The organism is Kangiella shandongensis (assembly GCF_020005365.1).
GTDB lineage: Bacteria > Pseudomonadota > Gammaproteobacteria > Enterobacterales > Kangiellaceae > Kangiella > Kangiella shandongensis.
Map to the genome: position 1 here is coordinate 337773 of NZ_JACNML010000003.1, position 12510 is coordinate 350282.

Consider the following 12510-nt stretch of genomic DNA (forward strand, 5'->3'; position numbering starts at 1 on the left):
CGGTTACACTCATAGTTGGAGTTCGTTATACTGGAAATTCGTACGAGCTGCAAAGTGTTCATCCATAAAATTCACGGCAAATTCCATGGATATTTCATTAGATAAATCGACAGGCCAATATCAAGTTCGATCCTACGAGCCCGGCACGATTACGATTAATGACGAACAGTACCAACACCCTGTCATGGTCACATTGGAGACTCTTCATCAACAGTCGCTACCACAAAATATTCAGGACATCGACAAAAGTTTGCTTGAGGAGCTAAAGATAGAGCAATACGAAGCAGTATTGCTGGGTACCGGGGAGCATATGGAGCTACTTGAGTGGGAGCTTATTGAGGCCGCGCAAATGATGGGCGCCCCCTTAGAGATCATGTCAACTGGAGCCGCCTGTCGTACCTTCACCGTCTTAGCCAGTGAAGGTCGACAAGTACTGGCGATTTTATACCCGTAAAAGCCTTATTTATTAGCGACTTTTTCAGTATTAGCCTGGTCGGCTGAAATCTGGTTTAGACGTTTACTGAGTACTTCAGCAGGCAGGTAGCCGCCAATCAGATCGCCGTTTTCTAGAATAATGCCCGGCGTGCCGTTAAGGCCAAACTGTCGAACTAAAGCCATATGCTCTTTAAATGGTGTTTTACAGCTACCCGAACGGTACTTATGCTGTACTTTTGCTTCCGTCATAGCCGTTTGCTGATCCGCAGCACACCAGATCCCTTGTAATTTTGCTGCCGATTTTGACTTCAAACCAGCACGAGGGAATGCCAAATAACGTAAGGTAATCCCAAGATCGAGGTAGTTTTGACGCTCACGGTGCAACTTCTGACAAAAGCCACAGTCAACATCAGTGAATATCGTAACGACATGCTTTTCATTTGGCGCCTTATAGACCACCATATCGCTTTCATCCAGCTCGCTAATAGCAGCCATACGCATTGGCGACTCCAGCTTCTGGATTTCAGACAGACGCTCCGACGATACATTTTTCACTTTCGATGTGGAAATATCCAGCACCTGACCCTTAATCAAATACTTACCGTTATCAGAAATATAGTACAAATCGCCTTGAAGCATAAAAGAGTATAGACCATCAATTTCTGACATGGCTACATGCTGAATTTTCGCCGATGGGAATTTACCTTGCAGCAGTCGTTGAATCTGCTCAGGGTTTAAAACCTTGCCATCCTGCAGCTGTGCTTGAGTATTATCGGCCTTTTTCAAAGTCGCAGCTTGTGAGTCAGCCATGAACAATGTCCCAAGAACACTCAATAATAAAAACTTCGTAAATGTTTGCATAACACCATTTTCTTCTTAAAGAAATTCATACATTGCAAGTAGTCGTGCAACAGATAATACGAACTACTTCCATCCCATAGCATTCATTCTAGCCGCGCAACATCACAAAAAGTAAGTTGATTTACAAAGATTTACAACGACTAGCCTCGAGGATGGTGCTCGCTGTGAAGCTGCTTCAGGCGCTCTCTGGCGACATAAGTATATATTTGGGTGGTAGACAGGTCGCTATGGCCTAACAGCATCTGTAAAGTCCGCAGATCAGCGCCATGATTCAGCAAATGAGTAGCAAAAGCATGGCGCAAGGTGTGTGGAGACAAATCCGTACTGATCCCCGCTGTTTTGGCATAATGCTTAATGCGGTACCAAAAGGTCTGCCGAGTCATTTTGCTGCCCCTGGTGCTCAAAAAAAGCCAATCATTAGGCGTTTCTGTCGCTAACTCAGGCCGACCATACTGTATATAAGCCTGTATCGACATCAGCGCTTCTTCCCCAATCGGCACCAGGCGCTCCTTGTTCCCTTTACCGACAACTCGCATCACACCTTGCACAAAGCCGATTTGATTAACCTCCATACTGATCAGCTCGGTTATGCGTAGACCACTGCTGTACAATAATTCCAGCATGGCTTTATCGCGCAAGCCCAGGGCTGTATCCGGATCCGGCTGTGCCAATAAAGACTCAACGTCCTCCTCACTCAAAGTTTTAGGAACCGGTGGCTGTACTTTAGGAGTTTCAATCTGTTGCGTCGGATCCACTTTGATCTGATTCGTCTGTAACAAATATTGGTAGAATTTACGTGCAGAGGATAAGAATCTGGCAGTCGAACGATTGCTGTACTTTTGCTGGTAGCGATGGGCCATATAACGCTGAAGTGTCGCCAGGTTACAATGCTGCAACTCGCTATTCTCCTTATTTAACCACTGAGCAAAGAGCTTCAAATCGCTGCGGTAGCTGGCCAAAGTGGCATCAGAGAGCCCCTGTTCCATCCAGACATGATCACAAAACCGCTCGATTAATACAGAATTCACCTAAAAGCCTCAACAAAATTGATTAATTTTTAAACAGTTCACACTAATACCTTATACTAGCAATGCAAAATTGATATTATCACAGTGTGGATTTAAGGACTTAACACAAAAAAGGAGTTTATTATGAAATTATCCGTTATTTCATCCGTTATTTTATTATCTTCTACCTCAACTGTTCTTGCAGCCCCAGGAACACCTCCCGGAAAACCCTTCCAGGGCGTTGTCGAAACACTCACTGAAGAGATCGACGAAGTCAAAGCTCAAGTTTCCGGGCTAGCAGTCGATGTTCAGGCATTACTCAACGGTCAAACAGCCATCAGCAATGAGTTGGATGATATTGCTGACGAGGTTTCTGAGCTGGGCAACACTCTGGACGTAGAGGTTATAGCTCATACCGACACGTGTGAATCGGCGCCTGTGCAGTGTAACTCTGATGCTGCTGATGCACATACTTTTGACGCAGCTTCATCATCTAACCACAACCCTTTTCCCATTCGTATTCTGGTCAGCAAAAATGGGGAGCCGGTCTCTGGTTTAAGCTCAAGCCAATTTACTTATAACAACTCGTTTGTACCAGCGGGCGGCACTTCAGCGATCAAGTGTGATGTGGACTGTGGTGCCGACTGGTTCCAGGGCGGGTCCAACGGTGTTTACAGCATGTTTATCGATCGTTTAAATAACGACAACGATAACTGGAAAGCTGGCAATTATGCCGGAATGATACAGATCACTGACAGTGTGGGCGCCAGTGGCACTGCTTTAGTGAGCTTTTCATTAGAATAAAAACTCAAGACAATAAAAAAGCAGCCTTGCGGCTGCTTTTTTATGCAGTAAGAAAAGCTTACTTTTTAACGTCAAGTCTTGCTTTAATACGTGCTGATTTACCACTACGCTCACGCAAGTAGTAGATTTTCGCTTTGCGAACATCACCACGACGCTTAACGCTGATGCTGTCTACTAGTGGGCTGTATGTCTGGAACGTACGCTCAACGCCAACACCAGAAGAAATTTTACGAACGGTAAAAGCAGAGTTAAGACCGCGGTTACGCTTTGCGATAACAACGCCTTCAAACGCCTGTAGACGTTCACGGTTACCTTCTTTTACTTTAACTTGGACAACAACTGTGTCACCCGCACCAAACTCTGGTACGTCTTTATTCATTTGTTCAGCTTCTAGCTGTTGGATGATGTTACTCATGGCTGTTTGCTCCTCATTTGAGCGTTTGCTCTGTCAAAATTAATCGTCGAGAAGAACTAGCTGCTAGCGCTATATTCTTCAATAAATTCTTGCAGAAGTTGCTGTTGCTCATCGTTCAATTCGGTTTGCTCCAACAAATCCTTGCGTCGTAACCAGGTTCTCCCCAGAGATTGCTTCAGCCTCCAGCGACGAATTTTTTCGTGGTCGCCAGTTAGCAATATGGGCGGGACCTGTTGACCTTCGTAAACTTCAGGTCTTGTGTAATGCGGGTGGTCCAATAAACCCTCCGCAAACGAATCCTGCTCCGCCGAGTCCTGATGTCCCAGAACGCCTGGCAAGGTTCGAACAACTGAATCCATCACAGCCATCGCTGCGATTTCTCCACCACTAAGAACAAAATCACCGAGAGAGACTTCCAAGTCAATTTCTGACTCGATGACTCGCTCATCAATTCCTTCATAGCGGCCAGCAACCAAAAGCAAATTTTGCTTTTGCGCTAATGTTTTCACCAGCTGATGGTCTAAACGCTGCCCCTGCGGTGATAAATATACCTTATACACGGGTTGAGCATCATTACTGATTGCCATCGAGCTCTCAGCATACCTTATCGCTTCGGTTAATGGCGCTGTCATCATCAACATGCCCGGACCACCACCATAAGGTCTATCATCAACGGTGCGATGCTTATCCTGAGTAAAATCCCGAGGATTCGTTACCGCAACATTCACCTTGCCCTGCTTGACTGCTCGTCCGACGACACCCTGCTCACACACCGCATCAAACATCTGCGGAAATAAGCTGATAATGTGGATATTCATTAAATGAACTCCATCAGTGTTAATAGTCAGACTCCCAGTCGACGGTCATAATACCCGCCTGCAAGTCAACATTGATGATACTGTAATCTGGTACATAAGGTATTAACAGCTCCGCACCTTTCGGTGTTTTCACAATCAATACGTCGTTGGCACCAGTTTCCATCAACTTTTTAATCTGCCCCAACTGCTCACCAGACTGATTAACGACGTTCAAACCAATCAGTTCACGCCAATAATACTCGCCCTGCTCCAGCTCTGGCAGCTGCGACTTTGCAATCGCAATGTCTATGCCGTGGTAACTTTCGGCCATGTTTCGATCATCACAACCTTCAAGCTGAGCAACTATCGTTTTGCCCTGCTCACGACCATTTAAAACAGCAACTTCCTGCCACTGGCCGTTAAGCTTTAAATACCACGGTTTATAGTTAAGAATGTTTTCTTTAGGTGAGGTATGAGAATAAACCTTAACCCACCCTTTGATGCCATACGCGCCATTTAACTTACCAACGATAATGGGGTCAAAAGCTTCCGACATCTGAATCAAATATTCTTAACTAAATCAAAAACTTATTAAGCTTTAGCAGCTTCTTTTAACAAAGCAGCTACACGCTCAGAAGTTTTAGCGCCTTGCTCGATCCAGTGCTGAACGCGTTCGCTGTCAACACGTAGACGCTCTTCGTTACCACGAGCTACCGGGTTAAAGAAACCAACACGCTCAATGAAACGGCCATCGCGACGTGCGCGAATATCAGCAACGACTAAGTGGTAAAAAGGACGCTTTTTTGAACCACCACGTGCTAAACGGATGCTAACCATACGTTTATATCCTCTACGTTTAAATACAAAACACCCCAAAGCCCCCTTTATAGGCGCTTTTAAGGCTTACAAATTTTTAAGAGCGCGAATTTTACATGAAATCACACCCTTTTGGAAACGGTTTTACCTTAAAAATTAAGACTTTTATGGGCTAAAACCTCTTTGTGGTGGGAAAATAGCACAAAATACTGATAGTTCCGCACCGGAAGCACTATTCTAGCACAGCGAAAGCAAGGCCTTTAAGGGGACTACAACCACAAAAAAAGCGGCTAAGTAAACTTAACCGCCTTTTGCAAATAAGATAACGACTTATTCAGCGCTTTGAGCCTGTTTAGAACAGCTTTTTGCTTTCTCAGTATCAAAACCATGTTTATCTGACGTTTTGTTCGCGCAGCTTTCAATCGTCTTATTCAAAGCTTCACGCTCTTCTGGACTCATATTTTTTGCCGCCATTAGCTTCTGCATATTTGGCGTAATGCATTGTTTTAGTACATCATCCATCATTTTTGTCATGGTTTCTTCGCAGTTCGACGCTTCAAATCCCATACAAGATAACATCTCTTTATTAGAGCAAGTTTGCTTAACCTGTTGTTTTGCTTGCTGCTTCATCATTTGCGTCATCATCGCTTCCATATTGGGTGGCGGTGTTTTCTGAGCGGCTTCACCTTCTGCAGCAGTGGTTGTCATTGAAGACATTGCTAACAGTGCACCTGCTGCGAACAATCCAACTAATTTCATGTAATTCTCCAAGTTTTTCGAATGAAAGTCCGCCCGATTCTAACGAAACTCAAGCTGAGTACAACCTATTTTCGACCAAAAGGAGGCATACCTCCCATTCCACCACCACCTGGAGGGTTCATTCCCTGCATGCCGCGCATCATTTTCATCATGCCGCCCTTGCCTTTCATCTTCTTCATCATCTTTTGCATTTGATTGAACTGCTTCAACATGCGATTGACGTCCTGAATCTGCATGCCAGACCCCAGCGCAATACGTTTTTTGCGCGATCCTTTAATTAATTCAGGGCGAGCACGCTCTTTAGGCGTCATCGAGTTAATCATGGCAATCATGCGACCAGTCGATTTATCGTTCATCACTTTCTGCTTGGCAGCTTCCGGAATTTGCCCCATTCCCGGCAATTTATCCATCAACCCTGCCATACCGCCCATATTGGACATTTGTAATAACTGCTCGCGGAAGTCATGCAGGTCAAAGCCTTTACCTTTCATGATCTTCTTCGCAACTTTTTCGGCTTTCTTCTTATCGACCTTGCGCTCAACTTCCTCAATCAAGCTGAGAACGTCGCCCATACCGAGGATACGTGACGCGACACGATCCGGATGGAACGGCTCCAGCTGATCCAGCTTTTCGCCCATACCGATAAACTTAATCGGCTTACCCGTAATTTGACGAATAGATAAAGCAGCACCACCACGTGCATCACCGTCAGCCTTGGTCAAGATAACACCGGTTAAGTCCAGTGCATCATTGAAGGCTTTAGCAGTGTTCGCCGCGTCCTGACCAGTCATGGAGTCGACCACAAATAACGTTTCAGTCGGCTCAACAGCTGTCTGCAATTCACTGATTTCACTCATCATGGCTTCATCAACCGCCAGACGGCCCGCGGTATCGATGATAATGACGTCCATAAACTGCTTACGCGCTTCTTCAATCGCGGTTTTGGCAATATCGACTGGCTTTTGGTCGGTGCTACTCGGGAAGAAAGTGGCACCAACTTCGCCAGCAACCGTTTCCAGCTGTTTAATTGCGGCCGGACGGTAAACGTCGGCACTGGCAACCATCACTGATTTTTTTTCGCGATTAATCAGGAGATGAGACAGTTTACCGGCACTCGTGGTTTTACCCGCACCCTGTAAGCCTGCCAGCAAAATAACGACCGGAGGCTTAGCCCCCAGTTCAAGCGCATCATTCTCAGCCCCCATGGCTTTAACCATTTCATCATTAACGATTTTGATGAAGGCCTGACCAGGGTCCAGAGCTTTGCCAACTTCCGTACCAACAGCACGCGCTTTAACCGCCCCGATAAACTCTTTTACAACGGGCAGCGCAACATCAGCTTCCAGCAGTGCCATGCGCACTTCGCGGAGAGTTTCCTTAATATTATCTTCACTAATTTTCCCTTTACCGGTCAGGCTTTTTAACGCACCTGAGAGGCGATCACTTAAACTATCAAACATGCGGTTTCAGTCTCACTAATTAAGTTCAAGAAAGCTGTGTTTATTATAATTGACTTGTGCCAAGATTTTTAAAACTCACTCGAAATTTAACGAATTTTAAGATTATGGGGCATTATAACGGATAAACAAGGGCTTTGTGCCACTATTTTGTCAGTAGCGTCTACCAGAATATGTCTTGCTCCTGTTACTTCCTATTATCACAAAATAACCATGCAATAATCTCCACCCCTCCTTCAAAACATATTTGGATTTAACAAAATTCAATCAAAAAAGATAATCAGGCCCTAGAACCGCTTGTTAACGCGCGGTTTTCCTCTAAAATAAGCCCTAGAATCAACTTATAGTTATAACTAAAACAGTGACACTCTACTTTCAAGTTTTAACCGGACTCACTTACCTTGGCCTGGCCCTGTTTCTGGTGCGTCGTCTAAAACACCCTGAGAAGCAGGTCCCCGAGTGGGGCAAATGGTTGCCTTTCATTCCTGCCGCCTGTCATCTTTTCACGGTCTATCTATTGATTGAGCGGTCCAGCAACGGTGGCCAAAATCTGTCACTGCTAAATTTAGTTTCACTGGTTACTTTAATCTTAGTATTGCTGGTGGCGGTTTATCGCTTCAGCAAGCAGACTCCACATTTAATGTTATACACTGCAGTGATTGCAGGTATAGCCAGCTTACTGACCATTTTCCCCGAAGAACCCGAAATCGCTAACTTCGACGGTAATACACTGGGTATTATTCACGTTTGGCTGGCTATTATCGGCTTTAGCTTATTGCTTGCGGCAACCCTACAAAGTATTCTGGTTTTGGTACTCCATGACAAGCTTCGCCACAAGCCCGGTGATATCCATCCATTATTACCACCCTTATTGGAAATGGAGCACTTCCTGTCAGCATTAGTTTTATCAGGGATTATCAGCCTTGGTGTGGCTTTTGCACTGGTCTTTGGGTTACCAGAAACCGTGGTAGAAAACCAACCGCTACACAAAATTATCCTGTCCGTTTTAGCCTGGTTCAGCTTCTGTACATTTTACATCGGTTATAAGACGTCAAAGTTGAGTGGTATTCGGTTTGCCAGACTGTGTATTATCGCCTTCGTTATTTTAAGTTTAGGATTTATCGGCACCAAGCTGGTCTTACAGTACATAGTATAATAATGATACGGGGTTAATTTTGGAATCACTGTCGACGGGAGTCCTTTTCTTAATATTGGCGTTACTGATCTTGTTATCCAGTTTTTTTTCAAGTTCAGAAACCGGCATGATGTCACTCAATCGTTACCGATTAAAGCACCGAGCACGCAATGGTGATAAAAGTGCGAAAAGAGTCTATAACATGCTGAAACGCCCTGATAAATTATTAGGCCTGATATTACTTGGTAATAATATCGTTAATATTCTGGCCTCGGCTATTGCCACCGTTATTGCGATTCGCTTCTGGGGTGAAGGCGGTATTTTTGCCGCAACCTTGATGCTAACGGTAGTTATTCTGATTTTTGCCGAAGTCACCCCAAAAACCCTCGCTGCCTTATACCCTGAAAAAATATCTTTTTTCGCCGCACCGATCCTTAAGGCTTTATCCAGTATCTTCCACCCCGCTGTAAAGCTTATCAGTTTCCTCGCTAATAACCTGCTGAAACTATTTGGCGTCAATGCCGATCCGGATCAGGAAGATCATCTAAGTCAGGAAGAGTTAAGAACCGTAGTCAATGAGGCTGGCGCCATGATTCCGCGCCGTCACCAGAAAATGTTGCTGAGTATCCTCGATCTGGAAACGGTGTCAGTGGATGACATTATGGTGCCACGTAATGAAATTATTGGTATCGATCTGAACGACGACATTGATTACATTCGCGAACAGGTCCGTAACAGTATCCACACGCGACTGCTGGTCTTCCGTAGTGAGATTGATGGCGTTGAAGGTTTTTTACACGCCCGAAACTTTGGTCGTGTACTGGAGATGGAGTCCAGCGTCCCTGAGGACATTGTGAAGTTTCTCGATCCAATTTACTATGTTCCGGAAGGTACGCCATTACACACCCAGTTAATGAAGTTTCAGCACAAGCGCGACAGAGTTGGCCTGGTTGTTGATGAATACGGTGACATCGAGGGATTAGTTACGCTGGATGATATCCTCGAAGAAATCGTTGGTGACTTTACCACTGAAATGTCCAGCATTAATCGTGATATCCAGAAAGATGGCGACGATGCTTATTTGATCGATGCTACCGTGACCGTCCGCGATTTAAATAAAATTCTAGACTGGAACTTACCAACAGAAGGTCCTAAAACACTTAACGGACTGATTACAGAGTATTTAGAAACCATACCGCAGTCGGGCACCTGTTTGCGCCTTTATGGTTATCCCATGGAAATCTTGCAGATTAAAGACAATATCGTCAAAAGCGTCAGGGCCATGCCGCAACTTTATACGCCACCGGCTGACACTCAATCATATTAGGAACAACGATGACAAAACCAAAAGAGAACTTTTTCTTTAACCTTTATCAAAAGCTTATATTGAATCATCCTCTTATCAGTTTAATTGTCGTCATTCTGTTGACGCTATTGGCTGCCAGTCAGCTTCCTAAATTCAGGCTCGATGCATCCGGCGAGTCATTGGTACTGGAAAATGACAAGTCGCTCTCTTACTACCGCCAAGTCAACAAACAGTATGGCTCGGATGACTTTCTGATCATTACCTGGCAGCCCAATAAAGGATTAATGAGTAACGAGTCAATTGACGGGCTGCAAAAACTAACCAGTGAACTAAAAGAAATACAAACCGTATCCACCATTAACAGCATTTTAAATGTGCCGCTGCTTCAGGGCATAACCTTAGACGATGCGTTAGATGGTGAGATTCCGACCCTCACAAGCAATGGGGTCAATAAACAGAAAGCTTTGCAGGAGTTTACCTCCAGCCCCATCTATAAGAACCTGTTAGTTGGTGAAGATGGCGACACCAGCGCCATTCAAATCAATTTTGAGCGAGATAAAAAGTATTTTGAATTACTCAATGCTCGTGACGACTTAAGAAAGCAAAAAGCCACCAAAGGCTCTCTTTCTAAAGACGAGCAAGCAAAGCTATCGCAGCTGGAAGCTGAGTTCGACACCTACAGCAAACTAGTTTCTGATCGAACCAGCAGCATTATTGAAGAAGTCAGAACCATCATGGACGACTACCGTGATATTGCCACTATGCACCTTGGCGGTATCTCCATGATTACCAATGATATGCTGACCTTTATCCAGCACGACATTACCGTGTTCGGGATTGGCATTATCCTCTTCATCATGATTGCCCTGTTCGTCTTCTTTGGCAAACTACGCTGGGTGGTGTTGCCTCTGTTCTCCTGCATCGTGTCAGTCCTTATGCTGGCTGGATTACTGAGTTTTCTGGATTGGCGAATTACCGTCATATCCTCCAACTTCCCGTCGATCCTGCTGATCGTTATTCTGGCGCTGAACGTACACCTGGCCGTTTATTACCGTGACTATATTTCTGCCAACCCCAGCTCAGATTTAAAACTGCGTGTTTCAACCACCGTACGCACCATGTTCTGGCCTTGCTTCTATACCGCCTTGACGACAATCGTTGCATTCGTCTCATTGCTTATTAGCGGTATCCGTCCGGTTATTGACTTCGGCTGGATTATGACCATTGGTATTGTTATCGGTTTCGTTACTACTTTTATTATTTTCCCAAGCTTTATTCAGTTACTGAAGAAAGATACGCACACCAGCGGCAAAAGTATTACTTATAAAATCACTAACTGGATTTATAGCTTCAGCGTGAACTTTAAACCACTGATCTTTTTGTTAGCGGTTGCCATGATAGCCTTTAGCGTCTACGGCATTACTCAACTAAAGGTAGAAAACCGTTTTATTGACTACTTTAAACCCAGCACAGAAATTTATCAGGGCATGACGGTCATTGATACCAAGTTAGGGGGAACAACTCCACTCGATATCGTCATTGATAAAGGCGAAGAAGAATCTATTATTGCTGACGATGAATTCGCGGATGAATTTGGTGATGAGTTCGATAGCGCAATTTATGATCCAGGCTATTGGTTTACATCAAGTAAACTGCAACAAGTCGAGAAAGTTCATGATTATATTGATAGCTTGTCAGTGACAGGGAAAGTTCAGTCTATCGCAACCTACGCCAAAGTTCTGAAAAACATGAATGGCGGTACTTATCCAGACGAGGTCACACTGAGCCTGGCACACCAGAAATCACCAGATAACGTCAAAAGTACTTTAATGACACCTTATCTGTCAGAAGATGGCGATCAGATTCGAATCAATATTCGTGTCGAAGAAACCAACCACGACCTGAAGCGTGCAGAGCTTATCGATACCATTAATCAGTATATCGTCAACGAAGCCGGTATTGAGCAGGACAGAGTTCACTTCACTGGAATGTTGGTGCTATATAACAACATGCTGGAAAGCCTGTTCGACTCACAGATCATGACCATTGGTGCCGTTTATCTGGCGATTTTATTAATGTTCATTATCCTGTTCCGCTCTTTTGTACTGGCAATCCTGGCGACAATTCCTAACGCCTTATCAGCCGCCTTGGTTCTTGGCATTATGGGTTGGATGGGCGTTCCGATGGATATGATGACCATTACCATCGCCGCCATTGTCATTGGTATTGCCGTGGACAACTCGATTCACTACGTGCATCGCTTTAAAGCTGAATTTATTAAAGATAATGACTACTTAGCTACCATGAAACGCTGCCACGGCAGCATTGGTAAAGCCATTTACTATACCGGCGTCACCGTTATTGTTGGCTTTGCCATCCTGGCCTTATCAGAATTTATCCCATCGATTTACTTCGGCTTACTCACGGGTTTCGCCATGGCTGTCGCCCTGTTCTTAAACCTAACCCTGCTACCACTAATGCTCATAACGGTTAAGCCTTTAAAAACTAACTAACTGTCTTCAGCTCCTTAGTAAGAAATAAAAAGCCCTCTGTCTCTTAGAGGGCTTAATAGGAGAACCATCAGCTAGCATTGAATCGCCCCGATATTCCTAGACACTTTTTAGCTATACAATGAAGCTAAAGAGGAGAATGAAATGTCATCCAAGCGATATACCGAAGAATTTAAAATTCAGGCCGTCAAGCACATTACAGAAAGCG

The 12510-nt window shown here is 44.6% G+C and carries 13 protein-coding genes; 5 read left to right on the top strand and 8 right to left on the bottom strand.

The genetic code is table 11. The features are described from left to right. Window positions 1-85: 85 nt before the first annotated feature. The gene (locus H7708_RS05010; RefSeq protein WP_223669374.1) at window positions 86-454 is read left to right on the top strand and encodes an Mth938-like domain-containing protein; all 369 of its coding nucleotides are present in this window, start codon (window positions 86-88) and stop codon (window positions 452-454) included. 5 nt (window positions 455-459) lie between these two features. On the opposite strand, the gene H7708_RS05015 is transcribed toward H7708_RS05010, so the two are convergent. Continuing rightward, on the bottom strand, window positions 460-1245 hold the full coding sequence (locus H7708_RS05015; protein ID WP_223669375.1) for a thioredoxin fold domain-containing protein: 786 nt from the start codon (window positions 1243-1245) through the stop codon (window positions 460-462). A gap of 191 nt (window positions 1246-1436) precedes the next feature. Beyond that, on the bottom strand, window positions 1437-2324 hold the full coding sequence (gene xerD, locus H7708_RS05020) for a site-specific tyrosine recombinase XerD (protein WP_223669376.1): 888 nt from the start codon (window positions 2322-2324) through the stop codon (window positions 1437-1439). A 123-nt stretch (window positions 2325-2447) separates the two neighbouring features. On the opposite strand from xerD, the gene H7708_RS05025 reads away from it, so the two are divergent. Then, on the top strand, window positions 2448-3107 hold the full coding sequence (locus H7708_RS05025; protein WP_223669377.1) for a hypothetical protein: 660 nt from the start codon (window positions 2448-2450) through the stop codon (window positions 3105-3107). Window positions 3108-3165: 58 nt separating this feature from the next. Here H7708_RS05025 and rplS read toward each other — a convergent pair whose 3' ends face one another. The 6 genes from rplS to ffh all read right to left on the bottom strand — a co-directional run bounded on the left by rplS (window position 3166) and on the right by ffh (window position 7354). Then, window positions 3166-3522 (bottom strand): 50S ribosomal protein L19, encoded by a 357-nt coding sequence (gene rplS, locus H7708_RS05030; protein ID WP_223669378.1) that lies wholly within the window; start codon window positions 3520-3522, stop codon window positions 3166-3168. A 56-nt stretch (window positions 3523-3578) separates the two neighbouring features. After that, window positions 3579-4340, bottom strand: coding sequence for a tRNA (guanosine(37)-N1)-methyltransferase TrmD (gene trmD, locus H7708_RS05035; protein ID WP_223669379.1), 762 nt, complete (start codon window positions 4338-4340; stop codon window positions 3579-3581). A 19-nt stretch (window positions 4341-4359) separates the two neighbouring features. After that, entirely contained in the window at window positions 4360-4875 is a 516-nt protein-coding gene (gene rimM, locus H7708_RS05040; protein WP_223669380.1) for a ribosome maturation factor RimM, read from the bottom strand. A gap of 35 nt (window positions 4876-4910) precedes the next feature. Next, window positions 4911-5156 (bottom strand): 30S ribosomal protein S16, encoded by a 246-nt coding sequence (rpsP, locus tag H7708_RS05045; protein ID WP_223669381.1) that lies wholly within the window; start codon window positions 5154-5156, stop codon window positions 4911-4913. A 309-nt stretch (window positions 5157-5465) separates the two neighbouring features. Next, window positions 5466-5894, bottom strand: a complete 429-nt coding sequence (locus H7708_RS05050; RefSeq protein WP_223669382.1) for a hypothetical protein — start codon at window positions 5892-5894, stop codon at window positions 5466-5468. 65 nt (window positions 5895-5959) lie between these two features. Next, window positions 5960-7354 (bottom strand): signal recognition particle protein, encoded by a 1395-nt coding sequence (gene ffh / locus H7708_RS05055; RefSeq protein WP_223669383.1) that lies wholly within the window; start codon window positions 7352-7354, stop codon window positions 5960-5962. Window positions 7355-7712: 358 nt separating this feature from the next. Here ffh and H7708_RS05060 point away from each other — a divergent pair, with 358 nt between their 5' ends. The 3 genes from H7708_RS05060 to H7708_RS05070 are packed head-to-tail and all read left to right on the top strand — an operon-like array spanning window position 7713 to window position 12305. Next, window positions 7713-8507: a cytochrome C assembly family protein gene (locus H7708_RS05060; RefSeq protein ID WP_223669384.1), complete on the top strand. Its 795-nt coding sequence runs from the start codon at window positions 7713-7715 to the stop codon at window positions 8505-8507. Window positions 8508-8526: 19 nt separating this feature from the next. Further along, window positions 8527-9813 (top strand): HlyC/CorC family transporter, encoded by a 1287-nt coding sequence (locus H7708_RS05065; protein WP_223669385.1) that lies wholly within the window; start codon window positions 8527-8529, stop codon window positions 9811-9813. A gap of 8 nt (window positions 9814-9821) precedes the next feature. After that, window positions 9822-12305, top strand: coding sequence for an efflux RND transporter permease subunit (locus H7708_RS05070; protein ID WP_223669386.1), 2484 nt, complete (start codon window positions 9822-9824; stop codon window positions 12303-12305). Window positions 12306-12510 lie beyond the last annotated feature (205 nt).